We start from the raw sequence: 15657 nt of genomic DNA on the forward strand, positions 1-15657 counted from the left end.
CGAACGCGTGGCCGAAGCACCAGGCGAACACGACGGACCGACTGATTCGCCCCGGCGACCTCGTGTACGCCGACTTCTACAATATCGGCTACCTCGGCTACCGCTCCTGCTACTACCGGACGTTCTCCGTGGGCGAACCGACGGACGCACAGAGCCTGCGGCGGAGCGTCCGAGCGCCGGAGAGGAGAGCGTCCGCGAGTCCCGCGCCGGAGACGACGACGGCGAGGAGCGTCGACGCGAGGACGCCGGCGGCGACCAGCAACAGAACGTCGGCCGAGACGAGACTCTGCATCGCATCGACGAGTCCCGGCGAGACGGACTGCGGGTCCACAGAGTCGGCGTCGAGGCCGTCGAGTTCGCGGAGGAGGGCTCCGAGGCGGCCGTCCGCCGCGACGAGGGCGACGCGGCCATCCCGGCGAGGACGAGTGGGACGCGGGCGACGCCGTACAGTCCGGTCGCGAGGAGGTACACGGGGAGGACCGACGCCGACCGCTCCGTGAGCAGTCGGCCGCCGGCGCGGAGGGCGGTCGTGACGTTCACGGTCGTGTCGTCTCGCCGAACCGTCAAATGGCTACGGGTGTCGAACCTCAACGATGGCTACAAGCGGCGACGCGTCGTACCACGGGGTATGGACGGAACCGACCTCGCAGACCGCGTTCGCGACGACCACGAGACAGCCTTCTCCCGCCTCGGGTCCTCGAAGGCCCTGTACGCCCTCACCGCCGGGGAGATGGAAGCCGACGCCGTCAGGGCCGCCGCCGCGGACGACCAGTACGCCGCCGCCGACCTGTTGGACGACTGGGCGATGGTCGAACACGGCGACGCCGCCTCTCTCCTCGCGTACCTGGCCGAGGAGACGCGCGACCACGCCGAGTCGGTCGAACCCGACGGCTACGAACGGGGCGACGACCCCGCCCTCTACGACCGCCTCGCCTTCGAGGACGACACGCCGGGCCGCCTCGGCGGCCTCCTCGGCCGGTACCTCGTCGTCGCCGAGTACGCCGGGCAGATGGTCGGCTTCTTCGTCGGCGACGCCGACCCCAAGGCCGCCGCGGAGTTCCGCGAACTCCGCACCGCCGTCGAGGACGAACGGGACCGAGTCGTCGAGACCCTCGACGACGTCTGCGAGAGCGACGACGACTGGGACGCCGCGGGCGACGCCGCCGCCGCCGTCGTCGAGGCGGCCTACGACGACTACGTCGAGACGCTGGAGAGCATGGGCGTGAAACCGAAGAACGTCTGCTGACCGGGTCCTCTCCCGAGGCTTGGCAGCGTCGCCGAGGACGACACCCCCGCCCGCCGACCCCCTCGTTTCCGGTCCGCGTCTCCTCGTGACCGACTCCCGACGCGACGCAGTCTCCCGTTCTCGTCGCTTCTCGGTTCGTGCGAACCGTTCTCAGTCTCCACGCGAAACGGAGGGGTCCGAGAACCGTTCTCAGCGCCCGCGACGCCCTCGCGGTACTCCGACACCTTGTCTCGGGCGGACTCGACTTTCTCTCGGACGCCGCCGTCGGACTGGTCGGCTATCTCCGCGAGGGCGTTCATGTGCCGGGCGAGTCGGCCGTGGTCGGGGCCGCGGTCCGCCGAGGCGAGTTTCGAGAGCGTCTCGGCCTGTCCCTCGATGCGTTCTCTCAGGTCGCCCTCCGCCGCCTCCGCCGCCGCGGTCAGGTCGTCGCTCGCCGCTTCGAGTAAGTCACGCGTCATGCGAGAAGAGAGGTCGGCTCCGAGCAAAAAACGGCCGGTCGTCGAGGCGAACCGTCCGCACCCGTTCAGTCGCCGTCTCGGCGGTGGCGCAGGTAGATGGCCACGGCGAGTATCGTCTGCGGCCACTGGCCGACGAACAGGGCCCGTTCGGTGTCGCCCTTCACGTAGTACTGGTACATCGAGTAGAGGATGGACGCGACGGCCCCGAAGAGGAACAGGTCGCTGCCCTTCGCCTCCTCGACGTCTTCCTCGACGTTCGTCTCGACGCTCTGTGCGACGTCGTCTGCCGTCTGTTCGAGTTCGGTCTCGCTCTCCGTCGAAGATGATTGAAACAAGCTCACCACTAAAATCGAGCGAATGTGTTCGATTAATTAGATCGACGAGCGACTTTTCCGTCTCCCTCCCTGCACCCCCGCTCAGCCGCTGAGACGGGCGAGACGGTTCCACCACCGCGCGGCTAAAGTGCCTCCGCCACGTTGACCGAACGATGAGTGATACGTCCGGTTCCGGCGGCGCCCTGACGCCGGACCATCCCGAGGTGGACCGCGAGTTCCGCGTCGACGCGCCGTTCGACCCCGCCGGGGACCAACCCGACGCCATCGAGCAGTTGGCCCGCGGGTTCGAGGAGGGGATGGAGAAGCAGACGCTCCTCGGCGTCACCGGGTCGGGGAAGACGAACACCGTCTCCTGGACCATCGAAGAGGTACAGAAGCCGACGCTCGTCATCGCGCACAACAAGACGCTCGCCGCGCAGTTGTACGAGGAGTTCAAGAACCTCTTCCCCGACAACGCGGTGGAGTACTTCGTCTCCTACTACGACTACTACCAACCGGAGGCGTACGTCGAACAGACGGACACGTACATCGACAAGGACATGTCCATCAACGAGGAGATAGACCGCCTGCGCCACTCGGCCACCCGGTCGCTCCTCACCCGCGACGACGTCGTCGTCGTCGCGTCCGTCTCGGCCATCTACGGGCTGGGCGACCCGTCGAACTACACCGACATGTCGCTCCGACTGGAGGTCGGCGACCGGATGGACCGCGACGAGTTGCTCGCCCGTCTCGTGGACCTGAACTACGAGCGAAACGACGTGGACTTCCAGCAGGGGACGTTCCGCGTCCGCGGCGACACCGTCGAGGTGTTCCCGATGTACGGCCGTTACGCCGTCCGCATCGAGTTCTGGGGCGACGAGGTGGACCGGATGCAGAAGCTCGACCCGCTACAGGGCGAGGTCAAGTCGACCGAACCAGCCGTGATCATCCACCCGGCGGAGCACTACTCCATCCCCGAGGACCAACTGGAACAGGCCATCTCGGAGATAGAGGAACTGATGCACGACCGCGTCCGCTACTTCGAACGGCAGGGTGACCTCGTGGCCGCCCAGCGAATCGAGGAGCGAACGACGTTCGACATCGAGATGCTGCAGGAGACGGGCTACTGTTCGGGCATCGAGAACTACTCGGTCCACATGTCGAACCGGGAGTCCGGCGACCCGCCGTACACGCTCCTCGACTACTTCCCGGACGACTTCCTGACGGTCATCGACGAGTCCCACCAGACGCTCCCGCAGATTCGCGGCCAGTTCGCGGGCGACAAGGCGCGGAAGGACTCGCTCGTGGAGAACGGGTTCCGCCTCCCCACGGCGTACGACAACCGGCCGCTGACGTTCGAGGAGTTCGAGGAGAAGACCGACCAGACGCTGTACGTCTCCGCGACGCCCGGCGACTACGAACGCGAGCACTCCGAGCAGATAGCCGAGCAGATCGTCCGCCCCACCCACCTCGTCGACCCGAAGGTGGAACTCGCCGACGCGACGGGGCAGGTGGACGACCTGATGGACCGCATCGACGAACGCATCGAACGCGACGAACGGACGCTCGTGACCACGCTCACGAAGCGGATGGCCGAGGACCTGACCGAGTACCTCGAAGAGGCCGGCGTCGACGTGGCGTACATGCACGACGAGACCGACACGCTGGAGCGACACGAACTCATCCGCGACCTCAGGCTCGGTCACATCGACGTGCTCGTCGGCATCAACCTCCTGCGCGAGGGACTGGACATCCCCGAAGTCTCGCTGGTGGCCATCCTCGACGCCGACCAGGAGGGCTTCCTCCGGTCGACGACGACGCTCATCCAGACGATGGGGCGGGCGGCTCGAAACGTCGAGGGCGAAGTCGTCCTCTACGCCGACGAGACGACCGACTCGATGAAGGCGGCCATCGAGGAGACCCAGCGTCGCCGCGAGATTCAGCGGGAGTTCAACGAGGAACACGGCCACGAACCGACGACCATCGAGAAGGACGTCGGCGAGACCAACCTCCCCGGAAGCGAGTCGCGGTCCGCGCGGTCCTCGACGGACCAACCGACCGACGAGGACGAGGCGCGCGAACAGGTCGAGTACCTCGAAGAACGGATGCAGGAGGCCGCGGAGAACCTGGAGTTCGAACTCGCCGCGGACATCCGCGACCGCATCCGCGACGTCCGCCGCGAGTTCGACCTGTTCGACGAGGAAGACGGCGTCGAACCCGAGGCGGACCCGCTGGACGCCGACGACGACGGACTCGCGCCGCCGGACGACTTCTGACCGCCTCGACCGGCGGACCGTCGCCGTCGGACGCGACTGCATCGTTGTCGGACGCGAGACGCGTCGCTGCTGGACGCGAACGCATCGCTGTCGGACGCGAGACGCGTCGCTCCCCGTCGAACGGGTCGCAGAAGTGTGTGACACGCTGGGAACGAGAGGCCCGCGCGTCGGTCGCGTCGCACCGAAGTCGCGTCGGCTTAGGAACTCGTCGTCGTCTCGTTCATGCTCGTGCCGGTGGCCGTGCCGTTACCGGTCTCGTTGCCGACCGGTTCGTCGTCGGGCGACTGGGCACGGTCGCCGTCGAGTTCGACCGTGTACTTCCGGACTTCGTTCATCTTCGCCTCCTCGAAGACGACGTCGAACTCCCACTCGGCGCCGGCTTCCAGCGTCTGCACCTGCTCCTCTTCGGTCTCGTCGATGAACTCGTAGAGGACTTCGCCCTGGTCGTCCTGCAGCGTCACTTCGACTTCGACGGACTCGTAGGGCACGTCGCCCGTGTTCTCGACGGTCCCGCGGAGACCGACGGCGCTCGCTTCCTCGTAGAGCTCCTCGTTTGCGACCTGAAGCCCCTCGGGGTCGTCGTCGAGGATTTCGCCGTCGAGGTCGCCGAGGTCGTCGCTCTCCGTACCGGTACCGTCGCTCGTCGTGCCGGTGTCTTCGCTCGTCGTTTCGGCGCCGCTGGTCGTCTCCGTGGCGCCGCCACCTGTCTCCGTGTTTCCACTCGAAGTGCCCGAACAGCCCGCCAGCGCGCCTCCGAGCATCGTCGCACCTGTCGCCTTGATGAATTTTCGACGGAACATAGTCGAACTAAGCATCTCAGTGTACCGGAGTGAGCGGGTTAAGTTCGGTGGCCAAGATTATGAATTATACTAATATCGGCCGTAAAAATTGTATATCGTCGGCGGGGGCCGAACGTTTACTACCGCGTCCGTCCGACGACTACGCGATGGTCGTCTTCGCCGCCGGCGGTGTCCTCGAACGCGACGACGGGCGGCGGTGCGTCCTCCACCGGCCGCGATACGACGATTGGGTGCTGCCGAAGGGGACGGTCGAACCCGGCGAGTCGCTGGTGGAGACGGCGCTTCGAGAGGTCACCGAGGAGGCCCAGTGCGACGTGGCACTCGGACCCGTCGCCGGCCGTTTGCAGTACGACGTCGCGGCGGGACCGAAAGTCGTCGTCTTCTGGCGGATGTCGGTCGTTCGAGAGCGGCCGTTCCGGGCGAACGCGGAGGTGGACGAGCGGACCTGGTTCGCCCCGGCCGACGCCTGCGACAGGCTCACGTACGACAACGAGCGCGAACTCCTCCGTCGGACCCTCGACGAGCGCTGAACCGGGTATGGTACTAGGTCTCTATGACCTTCTCTAACCTCAAGACTTTTCACCGATTCGTCGTTAGGGGCGCGTCACGATGGTTTGCACTTCGACGAACCAGAGCGTCGAACTCGACCGTCACGTCCCGCTCCCCACGGGGGGGATCTCCTGAATGCCTGTTCGCACCGACGCCGCGCCGAACAGCCACGCCGCACTCGTTCTCTCCGCTCGGCCACGACCGGACGCCGGTCTGGACCACTGATACACACCAATGAGCTCTAGTTCCTACAGCCGACTGCAGAAGTCGTTCTTGAGGCACCAGCACCTGTTCGTGCTCCTCGCGCCCGTGGCGTTCGTCACCGGCGTCCTCTTGGCCGCGCCGACGGGCGGCGCCGGGGGAATGGACTACTGGCTGGACTACTGGTGGCTGTTCCCGGTGTTCCTCACGGGCGCGACCATCGTGAACACCGTCGGCATCAGCGGGTCGGCGCTGTTCGTGCCGTTCCTCATCTTTATCTTCCCGCTGTTCGCCCAACCGCTGCAACCGGCGACCATCGTCAAGGTGGGCCTCATCAGCGAGGCGTTCGGCCTGTCGAGTTCGTCGGTGGCGTTCGTCCAGTACGGGCTGGTCGACCGGCGACTGGCGCTGACGCTCGTCGGCGGGTCGGTTCCGTTCGTCGTCGCGGGCGCGTTGCTGTCGTTCGTCATCCCCGAGGTGGTGTTCCACTCGCTGCTCGGAATCGCCCTGCTGGCGGCGTCGTACCTGCTGTTCCGCGCCGACCTGGGCCACGGTTCCGAGAGCAGCGACGACTCCGAGGCGGTGGCCGACGGCGGCCAACCCCGTGACCTGCCGAACGACGCCGGCAAACTCGGCCCGGCGGGCGTCCGAACGGACGACGACGGCACCGTCACCCGGGTGGACCGCGAGGGCGACGACTACACGTACACCCGCGGGGGCTACCTCCGTCGCTTCGGCAACTACAGCATCGGCGGCCTGTTCCAGGGGCTGGCCGGCTTCGGCGTCGGCGAACTGGGCATCATCTCCATGCTCGGGACGAAAGTTCCCGTCCGTGTCGCCATCGGCACCAACCACATCGTCGTCGCACTCACCGCCGTCCTCGCCTCTCTCGTCCACGTCTTCGGCGGCGGACTGGTCGGCGGCCACTCGCTGAGTTCTGGCGACGACGCCGTGGAACATGGTCGTCTTCACCGTCCCGGCGACGGTCATCGGCGGCCAGATTGCGCCCTACGTGTCGAACGCGCTGGAGACGGACACCATCAAGAACGGCGTCGGCGTCCTGTTCGCCGTCATCTCGGTCGCGCTGTTCCTCATGGCCGCGGGCAACGCCTTCTGACGGACGCCCGCCGGCCGACTACTCGTTCTCGTCGGGGTCGCCGTCTTCGTCCTCGTCGACGAGTCCCTCGCCGTCGAGCATCACGCTCTCGCCGTCCGCGCCGGTCATAGTCGGACGCCCGCCGCGACTCGCACAGGCGTGTGGGCCGAACGCGACGACCGGCGGGGTCGGACCCACCCGACGGCGACGGCTGGTCGTCGTCACACGGTCAGAACGAGCGAGACGCGCGCGTCGGTCGGTCGTTCGGCCGCCCCGCAACTCGACGCTACCCGGTGGCCGTCCGCTACCGTCGTTCGGACGGCCGTCCCGTCCGCATCTCGACGTAGCGACGGGGCCACGTCCGGAGGTGGCGCTTCAGTCGAGCGACGACGCCGTCCGAGGTAGGCTCTGGTCGCGGCACCGATGCTCCTTGCGGCCCAGTCGAACCGCGTTCGTGGCTCATGTGCTAACCAAGTGCATGATTGTTCATAAACGTTGTGCGACGCGGCCGTCGGCGCCCCGTCAGTTCCGCTCGGCCTCTTCGAGGCGAATCTCCGCCTCGCCGGTGTCGCCGTTCGTCAACGCCTGCACCTCCCCGAGTATCTCCTCGATGTCGTCGAGGCCGATGAGTTCGCGCGTCTCCGCGTCGAAGTCGCGACTCTCCAGCGCCGACGACTCCTGCACGTTCGAGTCGGTGAGTTGCCGGCCGTAACGGCCCAGGAGGCTGGTGAGTTCCTGCGGGAGGACGTACGTCGTGGAGGGCGATTCGCCGATGCGGCGCAGGGACTCCAGCCCTCTGTCCACGATGGCGCGTTCGCCCATCGACTCGGCGGATTTCGCGCGGAGGACCGTCGAGATGGCGTCGCCCTGCGCTTCGAGAATCTGACTCTGTTTCTCCCCCTGCGCGCGGATGATGTTCGACTGCTTCTCACCCTCCGCCCGTTCGACGGCGGAGCGTCGTTCGCCCTGCGCTTCCAGAATCATCGCGCGGCGACGGCGTTCCGCGGACGTCTGTTGTTCCATCGCGCTCTGCACGTCCGGCGACGGTTTCACCTCGCTCACCTCGACGGACTCGACTTCGACGCCCCACTCGTCGGTCGGGTCGTTCAACTCCCGGTGGATGCGGCGGTTTATCTCGTCCCGGCGCGACAGCGTCTCGTCGAGTTCCATGTCGCCGATGACGGCTCGGAGCGACGTCTGCGAGAGGTACGACACGGCCGTCTTGTAGTCCTCGACTTCGAGGAACGCCTTCCGCGCGTCCTTCACGCGGATGTAGACGAACGCGTCGGCGGTGACGGGCGAGTTGTCCTCGGTGATAGCCTCCTGCGGCGGCACGTTCAGCGTCTGCGTCCGCATGTCGAACGTGTACGCCCGCGAGACGAACGGCGGGACGATGTTCAGTCCCGGTTCCAACAGGCCTCTGTAGTCGCCGAACACCGTCAGCGCGCGCTTCTCGTAGGCGTTGACGATTTCGACGGCGCTGAACACCGTCGCGACGAGGAGGACGAGGGCGAGGACACCGACGAGGGCGACGGGGTTCAGGCCGAACACCGCCAACGCGAGGACGAACGCGGCCACGAGTCCCACACCGGTCAGGAGCCAGTCCGGCGGCCCCTGTGCGGACATGCGCCCGAGTTCGCGAAAGAGGTTGGCCATACCCGTCTCTTAGTGCCGACGACATTAAGCTACGTCCCTCGTTCACACGCGCCTGAAACCGTCGCTCCCACAAGACATTTCGAGTTCGGGGACTATTCGACGCACATGCTCCCCGGAACGCGCGGCGACGTCGACGTCGAGGACCTCCTGAAGCTGATTCTGGTTCTCGTCGTCGTCTGGCTCGTCCTCGAAATCGTCGGTGGCGTCCTCGGCATCCTCGGACACCTCCTCGGCCCGCTCCGACCGCTCCTCGGCCTCGTCGTCGTCGCTCTCATCGTCCTCTGGTTGCTGGACCGCCTCTGAGCCTCCGACCCCGTCGACGGCGGTCCGCCCGACAAATCCGACGACTTTTCACCGCCGACGCCGACGCTCGGACGTGTTCAGCCTCAACGTGCCCGTCCCCGGTCAGGTCGAACGCCTCGCGGCGGACCTCCACCCCGCGCTGACCGCGTTCGACAGCATCCGCGAACGCCACTCGCTCGTCGTCAAGCGGTTCGACACGAGCCTCGACCCCGACGCGGACTCGCTCCCCCGTCTCCGCGAACGCCTCCGCGAGACGCTCCGGGGCGTCGCTCCGTTCGAGGCGCACGTCGACGGCATCGACTACTTCGAACGACCCACCCGCGGCGAGGGACCGGTCGTCTACCTCCGCGTCGAGAGTTCGGGGCTGTACGACCTGCACGGGCGACTCTGCGAGTCGTTCGGGACGGTGCCGGAGATGGAGGGCGACGACTACACGCCGCACGTCACCCTCGCTCGCGGCGGCCGCATCGACGACGCCGCGGCACTCGCCGACCGCGAGATAGACGAGATTCGCTGGACCGTCGGCGAGGTGGGCGTCTGGGACTCGCGGTACCGCGAGGACGCCGCGCGCATCCCGCTTCGGTGACGATGCGGTGACGCCGACGCTCGACGCCTACCGCCGTTGCAGTCGCATTCCCATCGGCTCCTCGGGGTGCATCGTCAGCGACCCGCGGAGGTCGAACGGTCTGTCGCGCACGTAGTCGAGTTCGTACTCTTGCGCGACGGTGGCGAGGATGAGTTGCGCCTCCATCATCGAGAACCGCTTGCCGATGCAGTGCCGCGGGCCGCCGCCGAACGGGAAGTACGAGAAGCGCGGCCGCTTCGCGCGGCGTTCGGGGAGCCAGCGGTCGGGGTCGAACTCGTCGGGCGCGTCGTACCACCGCGGCGACCGGTGGACCACCCACTGCGGGAGCATGATGGCCGACCCCGCCGGGACGCGGTAGCCGCCGAGGCGCACGTCCACCTGCGGTTCCCGGAAGATGACGTACACCGGCGGGTACAGCCGCATCGCCTCCTGCAACGCGCGTTCGAGGTAGTCGAACCGCCGTACGTGGGCGACGGTGGGCGTCTCGCCGCCGCACACCTCGTCCACCTCCGCCTGCACCGCCGCCTCCGCCTCGGGGTGCTGCGAGAGGAGGTAGAACGCGTACGTCAGCGTCAGCGCGGTGGTGTCGTGCCCCGCCAGCAGCATCGTCATCATCTCGTCGCGTATCTGCTGGTCGGTCTGCTCGTTCCGGTTCTTCGCGCGCAGGAGGACCGACAGGAGGTCCATTGGCGGTCCGTCCTCGCCCGCCACCGCCGCCGCGGGGTCGTCCTCCGTGCCGCGGCGTTCGGCGACCACGTCGTCGATGACGCCCTCCAGAATCGAGATGGACTCCTTGTACTCGCGGTTCTCCCGCGTCGGCGCCCAGTCGGGTATCAAAAACCGCATCGGGTCCGGCTCGAAGCGCTTGCCGAGGGGTTCGAGGTTCTCCTGCACCGTGCGGACGCGTTCGTCCGGGAGCGACGACCCGAACATCGCGTCCACGATTATCTTCACCGTGACGCGGGCCATCTCCAACTGCACGTCGCGCACCTCTCCGTCCGCCCAGCCGTCGACCATCGCCGTCGCGTGTTCGGTCATCGTCTCCCCGAGCGAGTCGATGCGCCGGGGGTCGAACGACGGTTGGGCCAGTTCGCGCTGCTTGCGCCACGTCTCCCCCTCGCTCAGGAGCAGTCCGTCACCGAGGAGCGTCCCGATGGCGTCGTCCTGAAAGTCCGGCTTGTGGTACTTCGCGTCGTCGGACACCAGCACCCGCTCGATGTCGGCGGGGTTGGTGAGCATGTACGTGTCCAGCGGACCGAGTCCGAAGTACACCACGTCGCCGTACGCCTCCGACACCTGCGTCAGAAACGTGAAGGGGTCCTTGGCGTACTGTCGGCTGTTTCCGAACAACGGCACGCCCTTGGGCCCCGGGGGTCGGGTACTCATCGGATGGGGGTTAGCGCGGACGCGTATGAACGACTCGGATGTGCTAGAATCTGACAGGACAGTCCGACGCGCCCGACCGCGTCGTTCGGGCGCGTTCGACCGGACAAATCCGGGCCGATGCGACCGCGAGTGCGAAGCAACGCGGTCGTCGGAGGCTCACGACCGTCGCTCGAACAGTCGGCCGAACAGGAACGGGTACGTCGCCATGGCGATGGGGACGAACACCCACACCCGACCGGCCAGCAGGTTGTAGTCCGCGAGGAGCACGCTCCACGGCGTCCCCATGACGTAGTGGCCGAACCCGAACTCGAACAGCACCGTCAGCGTCGCCCACAGGAGCCCGATTGCGACGAGTTCTCTCGCCGAGTGGCCCGCGTACCGGTCGAAGTAGAGGTACGCCACCACCGCGAGAGCCGCGAGTAACGACACGGTACTGAGCACGTGCCCCGCGTAGTCGCCGACGGCCGGCGCGAGGACCACCTCTCGGAACGTCGCGTTGAGGAGCGCGACGACCACCAGACCGACCCAGGCCGCGGCGGCGGCGGCCAGCCGAATCGGTCGGAGGCGGCGCTGGCTGTCGGTCGTCGTGCCGGCCGAACCGTCGTCCCTGTACGTGGTCTCTGTCATGTCCTTCACCAAGTGTAGAGAGGTGCTCTCGGACGAAAACGGCCGCACCCGATTCTCACCGGCTGAGACGGACGGCGACGCCGCCCCGTGCGCTCGACTCCGTCAGGGTCGCGGCGGTTCGCCGTCGTAGGCGTCGTGGTCGTGTAGAAGTTCAGCATCGCGAACTTCAGCTTCTCGGCGGGAACGTCGACGAGTTCGGCGCGCTCCTCGGACGGGAACGTCGACCGCACGCCGTACTTGCCCATCTGCGAACTCGCCCGCGTGTAACGTTTGTCGGCGAGGACGCGGACGCCGAAGTCCTCCGGCGACCGGATGACGCGGCCGAGGGCCTGTCTGGTCTTGCGGATGGTGGGAATCTCGACGGCGTAGCGCCAGCCCGCCTCGCGACGACCGCTGTACACCCGGTCGTAGGCGTCCTGAATCGCCTCCATCCGCTCGGAGAGGTGCGGGTAGGGCACGCCGACGACGACGACGGTTCGCGCGTCGTCGCCGTCGAAGCTCACCCCCTCCGCCAGCGTCCCCCACAGCGAGGTGAGCAGCACCGCTCCCTGACTCGCGACGAACTTCGACCGTATCTCCTCCGTCGGCGTCCCCGCCTCGTCGAGGAACAGGCGGTCCGTCACGTCCATCCGCGACTGCAGTCGCTCGTGGTATCGCTCGGCCTCCGCGTACGACGGGAAGAACACGAGCGCGTTCCCGGGCGTGAAGCGCGCGGCGTCGGCCAACACCTGCGTCAGCGTCTCCTGCGTCGCCGGTTCCTCGCGCTCGGAACTGAACAGCGCGGGCGTCTGCACCGCGAGCGTTCGCCGGTTCTCCTCGGGGTACGCCAGTTCGTACGCCATCGTCGCCGGGTCCGACAGGCCCAACACGTCCTCGGTCACGTCGAACGGCCGGAGCGTCGCCGACATGAGGATGCTCGCGTGCACCTCCTCGAACAGCGTCTCGGTCACCTCCCGCGGGATGCAGGTGTACAGTTCGGCGCGTCCGTACACCTCCTCGGTACCGCCGTCGCGGCGGACCGAACACATCGGGTGCTGGCCCAACTTCGCGCCGTCGGCCATCCACGCGGCGACGAACTCGGCGGCCTGCAGCGTCTGGCACTCCTTGCGCGTCGTCGTCTCGCCGTCCCTGTACGCCTCCTCGTACTCGTCGTCGAGGCGCTTACCCAACTGGAGGGCGAGGTCCGCCTCCGTGCTGATTCCGCGGCCCTCGTACCGGTCCAGGAAGGCGAGCGTCAGGTCGTCGCGCCTGTCGTGGTTGGCGATGGGCAGGTCGTACCAGTTGTCGCCGACCTGTTCGTGTTCGCCGAAGCCGAGGGCGTCGTCGTACGTCTCCCGGAGTGCGTCGAGGAACGCCCCGAGGACGTTCTCCGCGGCGTCGGCGCGGGAGTCGTCCGCGTCGTCGAGTTCGCTCAGCGCGCTCTCGAGCGTGTTCTCCGTGAGCGTGCGACTCGCGTGGTCGCGGGCGGCCGACTCGATGTTGTGCGCCTCGTCGAAGACGGTGATGACCTCCTCCGGGTCGCGGTCCAGCCACCGGAAGAACTGCTCGCGGATGTTCGGGTCGAGCAGGTGGTGGTAGTTGCAGACGACGAGGTCCACCTGCTCCATCCCCTCCTTCAGCAGTTCGTAGCCGCACAGCATCCGCTCGTCGGCGTACTCGTAGATCTCCTCGGGCGTCCGCACGTCGTCGAACAGCCACGAGAAGAACGCCTCGGTGTCCTCGGTGAGGTTGTTGTAGTAGTGCTCACAGACGTTCCCCTCCCGCAGGTCGTCGAGTTCGTCTTCGAGTTCGTCGAGTTCGTCCGTCACCGCCGTCCGCGCGTCCGCCGCGCCCTGTTCGCCCTGCCGCATCCGGTCTACGAGCGCGTCGGCCTGTTCGGACAGTTCCGCGACGTCCTCCTCCTTCTCCACGAGGCTCCGCGTCGTGTCACGGAGCGTCTGGCACTCCTGGTACTCCACGTCGATGTGACACATCGACGACTTCCCCTTGAACACGACGGCGCGTATCGGCTCCGTGCGGGTGATGGCCCGCGCGTCCTCGACGAACTGGCGCATCTGCTGGTGGACGTTCGTCGTGATGACCACCGTCTTGTCCTCCCGTCTGGCGTACTCGAGGGCGGGAACCAGCGCCGAGAGCGTCTTGCCCGTCCCCGGCGCCCCCTCGACGAGGACGTCGCGCTCCGATTCGAGGGCCTCGGCGATGCCGTCCATCGCCTCCTCCTGGTTCGGGTACGGGCGGTCGTACGGGAAGAACCGCATGTGTCCGCTCGTCTCTGCCACGGTGCGTCCTAACGCCCCATCGGTTATAATCTCCCGGTTGGGTACGCGTTCCGACGGGTTTCGTTCGACGCCCGCGCCGGACGGCCGGCGGGGAGCGTTGGCCCCCGCGAGCGACGTTGCCGGGGTCGCCCGCCCGAAAATCGCCGCCCTCGCCGCCCCGACCCGGCCAGAACGGTCACAACTGTTTTTATGTGCTAGCAATTACCACTGTGTGCAACATGTACGCTTCCAGTGGCCTGCCGGTGGCCCCGTTACAGGCGGACCCGATTCCCGACTCGCTGAACGAACTGCTCGCCCAGTACGGCGGGCTCGTCGGGAAGGTAGTCGCGTTCGTCCTCGCGTTCGTCGTCGTCTGGCTCGTCGCTCGGGTCGTCCTCGTGCCGTTGGCCAACCGGGTGCTCAGAGAGCGCGGGTACGACGAGACGGTCCGGAGTCTCGCCGACAGCGTGTTCGGCGCGCTGGCGCTGCTTCTCGCCCTCGCCGTCGCGTTCACCGTCGCCGGGTTCGGCAGCATCATCGCGGCGTTCGCGACGCTCGGCGGCGCGTTGGCGCTGGCACTCGGCTTCGCCGCGCAGGACCTGCTGGCGAACTTCGTCGCCGGCGTGTTCATCCTGAAGGACAAGCCGTTCGAGGTGGGTGACTGGATAGAGTGGAACGACATGTCGGGGCGCGTCGAGGACATCGACCTGCGCGTCTCCCGCGTGAAGACGTTCGACAACGAGCGCATCACGGTGCCGAACGCCGAACTCGCCAACAACGCGGTGAAGAACCCCGTCGCCTACGACCGACTCCGGCAGAAGTTCGTCTTCGGCATCGGCTACGACGACGACATCGACCACGCGAAGTCCGTCATCGTCGACGAGGCGCGCTCGAACCCCGACATCATGGACGACCCGGCGCCGGACGTCCGGGTGACCGAACTCGCCGACTCCTACGTCGGCCTCCAGTCGCGCTTCTGGATTTCGGACCCCTCGCGCGCCGACTTCGCGCGGGTTCGCTCGAACTTCGTGCAGGCGGTCAAAGAGCGTCTCGACGCCGAGACCATCGACATGCCGTACCCGTACCGCCAACTCACCGGCGCCGTCGAGACGACGGCCACGGTGACGGAGTCGTCCGCCTCGCCCGCGACGGACGACTGACGCGGAACTCCGCGCCGCGGGTCGATTCTCCCCTGTCCTGCCGTTGCGCCGGACTGTCCCCCCGTCGCGTACGTTCGTCCCGGGTTCGCGCTCCCGCACTCTCGTGTGCGCGCCGCGGACCTGACCGAGAGAGGGTTTTCTCCTCGGGGAACCTCTAGGACCTGTCATGTCCACGAAAGCTACCGGCGGTGCGGTCGAAGGCGGCGAACAGATACTCGACGAACAGCCCGAGATACTCACCGGAGTCGAGAGCTGGCAGGCCGGCGTGGGCGCGGGTCTGCTCGGTGCCATCGCGTTCGGCGCGGTGATGGCCATCGTCGCACCGGGTGCGTTGACGGCCGCCATCCCCGCGATGTACGGCCTCACCGGCGGCGCCGCGGGGACGTTCGTCCACCTCGCCCACGGCGCGATTCTCGGCGTCGCGTTCGCGGCCATCGTCCGCGCGCGCCCCGACTTCGGGTCGAACCTGACTCGCGCGACCATCGCCGGCGCGGCGTACGGCGTCGTGCTCTGGGTCGTCCTCGCGGCGTTCGTGATGCCGGTCTGGCTCTCCGCCGTCGGCTTCGCGGGCGCGCCGCCCCTCCCGTCGTTCGACCCCATCAGCCTGGCCGGCCACGCGCTGTACGGTATCGTCCTCGGCGCGGCGTACCCCCTGCTGCGCCGGTGAGCGCCCGGCCCGAACACCTCCAGAACCGTACATTACGTTTTTCCGACACCGCTACCGACTAACCGGCAATATTC

Annotated in this window: 15 protein-coding genes and 2 pseudogenes; 9 read left to right on the top strand and 8 right to left on the bottom strand. The window is 67.4% G+C overall.

Translation table 11 applies throughout. The features are described from left to right. The coding region (locus tag GJ632_RS25175) for a M24 family metallopeptidase (RefSeq protein WP_343161015.1) at positions 1-500 on the top strand (500 nt) is incomplete at its 5' end. Between the two features lie 128 nt (positions 501-628). Next, entirely contained in the window at positions 629-1246 is a 618-nt protein-coding gene (locus GJ632_RS04170) for a transcription antitermination protein (RefSeq protein WP_191452178.1), read from the top strand. Here GJ632_RS04170 and GJ632_RS23025 read toward each other — a convergent pair. Then, on the bottom strand, positions 1195-1704 hold the full coding sequence (locus GJ632_RS23025; RefSeq protein WP_231751330.1) for a hypothetical protein: 510 nt from the start codon (positions 1702-1704) through the stop codon (positions 1195-1197). The two genes, GJ632_RS04170 and GJ632_RS23025, sit on opposite strands and share 52 nt — an antisense overlap. A gap of 65 nt (positions 1705-1769) precedes the next feature. Then, entirely contained in the window at positions 1770-2045 is a 276-nt protein-coding gene (locus GJ632_RS04180; protein WP_191452179.1) for a hypothetical protein, read from the bottom strand. Positions 2046-2191: 146 nt separating this feature from the next. Between GJ632_RS04180 and uvrB the strand changes: the two genes are divergently transcribed. Then, positions 2192-4294, top strand: a complete 2103-nt coding sequence (gene uvrB / locus GJ632_RS04185) for an excinuclease ABC subunit UvrB (protein ID WP_089803831.1) — start codon at positions 2192-2194, stop codon at positions 4292-4294. A gap of 197 nt (positions 4295-4491) precedes the next feature. Here the strand turns inward: uvrB and GJ632_RS04190 are convergent, their stop codons facing one another. Continuing rightward, the gene (locus GJ632_RS04190; RefSeq protein WP_197427874.1) at positions 4492-5094 is read right to left on the bottom strand and encodes a DUF3426 domain-containing protein; all 603 of its coding nucleotides are present in this window, start codon (positions 5092-5094) and stop codon (positions 4492-4494) included. Between the two features lie 146 nt (positions 5095-5240). On the opposite strand from GJ632_RS04190, the gene GJ632_RS04195 reads away from it, so the two are divergent. After that, positions 5241-5624: an NUDIX hydrolase gene (locus GJ632_RS04195; RefSeq protein WP_191452181.1), complete on the top strand. Its 384-nt coding sequence runs from the start codon at positions 5241-5243 to the stop codon at positions 5622-5624. 253 nt (positions 5625-5877) lie between these two features. After that, a pseudogene (locus GJ632_RS04200) lies at positions 5878-6961 on the top strand (sulfite exporter TauE/SafE family protein). A 283-nt stretch (positions 6962-7244) separates the two neighbouring features. Here GJ632_RS04200 and GJ632_RS21905 read toward each other — a convergent pair. Together GJ632_RS21905 and GJ632_RS04205 are read right to left on the bottom strand one after the other, a co-directional pair. Then, positions 7245-7403 carry a hypothetical protein gene (locus GJ632_RS21905; RefSeq protein ID WP_197427875.1) on the bottom strand — a complete coding sequence of 53 codons (159 nt, stop codon included), beginning with the start codon at positions 7401-7403 and terminating at the stop codon, positions 7245-7247. A 59-nt stretch (positions 7404-7462) separates the two neighbouring features. Beyond that, positions 7463-8596, bottom strand: coding sequence for an SPFH domain-containing protein (locus GJ632_RS04205; RefSeq protein ID WP_191452182.1), 1134 nt, complete (start codon positions 8594-8596; stop codon positions 7463-7465). Between the two features lie 105 nt (positions 8597-8701). On the opposite strand from GJ632_RS04205, the gene GJ632_RS04210 reads away from it, so the two are divergent. Next, positions 8702-8899 (top strand): hypothetical protein, encoded by a 198-nt coding sequence (locus GJ632_RS04210; RefSeq protein WP_089803836.1) that lies wholly within the window; start codon positions 8702-8704, stop codon positions 8897-8899. A 73-nt stretch (positions 8900-8972) separates the two neighbouring features. After that, a complete protein-coding gene (locus GJ632_RS04215; protein ID WP_089803837.1) occupies positions 8973-9485 on the top strand; it encodes a 2'-5' RNA ligase family protein in 513 nt (170 codons plus the stop codon). Between the two features lie 27 nt (positions 9486-9512). On the opposite strand, the gene GJ632_RS04220 is transcribed toward GJ632_RS04215, so the two are convergent. From GJ632_RS04220 to GJ632_RS04230, 3 genes and pseudogenes are all read right to left on the bottom strand, one after another. After that, complete coding sequence (locus tag GJ632_RS04220; protein WP_191452183.1) at positions 9513-10871, bottom strand: cytochrome P450; 1359 nt, start codon at positions 10869-10871, stop codon at positions 9513-9515. A gap of 156 nt (positions 10872-11027) precedes the next feature. Beyond that, a complete protein-coding gene (locus GJ632_RS04225; RefSeq protein WP_197427876.1) occupies positions 11028-11507 on the bottom strand; it encodes a hypothetical protein in 480 nt (159 codons plus the stop codon). 93 nt (positions 11508-11600) lie between these two features. Further along, positions 11601-13756, bottom strand: a pseudogene (locus tag GJ632_RS04230) (ATP-dependent DNA helicase). A 239-nt stretch (positions 13757-13995) separates the two neighbouring features. Between GJ632_RS04230 and GJ632_RS04235 the strand changes: the two are divergent. Both GJ632_RS04235 and GJ632_RS04240 read left to right on the top strand, forming a co-directional pair. Further along, positions 13996-14916, top strand: a complete 921-nt coding sequence (locus tag GJ632_RS04235) for a mechanosensitive ion channel family protein (RefSeq protein ID WP_191452184.1) — start codon at positions 13996-13998, stop codon at positions 14914-14916. Between the two features lie 166 nt (positions 14917-15082). Continuing rightward, a complete protein-coding gene (locus tag GJ632_RS04240) occupies positions 15083-15583 on the top strand; it encodes a histidine kinase (RefSeq protein WP_191452185.1) in 501 nt (166 codons plus the stop codon). Positions 15584-15657: the final 74 nt, after the last annotated feature.

It is taken from the genome of Halogeometricum sp. CBA1124 (assembly GCF_009741955.1).
Lineage (GTDB): Archaea > Halobacteriota > Halobacteria > Halobacteriales > Haloferacaceae > Halogeometricum > Halogeometricum rufum.

Bases quoted from the DNA above. Each gene is read 5' to 3' on its own strand.
- GJ632_RS04205 (WP_191452182.1), bottom strand. From the start codon at position 8,596: ATGGCCAACCTCTTTCGCGAACTCGGGCGCATGTCCGCACAGGGGCCG.
- GJ632_RS04190 (WP_197427874.1), bottom strand. From the start codon at position 5,094: ATGTTCCGTCGAAAATTCATCAAGGCGACAGGTGCGACGATGCTCGGA.
- GJ632_RS04235 (WP_191452184.1), top strand. From the start codon at position 13,996: ATGTACGCTTCCAGTGGCCTGCCGGTGGCCCCGTTACAGGCGGACCCG.
- GJ632_RS04210 (WP_089803836.1), top strand. From the start codon at position 8,702: ATGCTCCCCGGAACGCGCGGCGACGTCGACGTCGAGGACCTCCTGAAG.
- uvrB (WP_089803831.1), top strand. From the start codon at position 2,192: ATGAGTGATACGTCCGGTTCCGGCGGCGCCCTGACGCCGGACCATCCC.
- GJ632_RS04240 (WP_191452185.1), top strand. From the start codon at position 15,083: ATGTCCACGAAAGCTACCGGCGGTGCGGTCGAAGGCGGCGAACAGATA.
- GJ632_RS04220 (WP_191452183.1), bottom strand. From the start codon at position 10,871: ATGAGTACCCGACCCCCGGGGCCCAAGGGCGTGCCGTTGTTCGGAAAC.
- GJ632_RS04195 (WP_191452181.1), top strand. From the start codon at position 5,241: ATGGTCGTCTTCGCCGCCGGCGGTGTCCTCGAACGCGACGACGGGCGG.
- GJ632_RS04170 (WP_191452178.1), top strand. From the start codon at position 629: ATGGACGGAACCGACCTCGCAGACCGCGTTCGCGACGACCACGAGACA.
- GJ632_RS21905 (WP_197427875.1), bottom strand. From the start codon at position 7,403: ATGAGCCACGAACGCGGTTCGACTGGGCCGCAAGGAGCATCGGTGCCG.
- GJ632_RS23025 (WP_231751330.1), bottom strand. From the start codon at position 1,704: ATGACGCGTGACTTACTCGAAGCGGCGAGCGACGACCTGACCGCGGCG.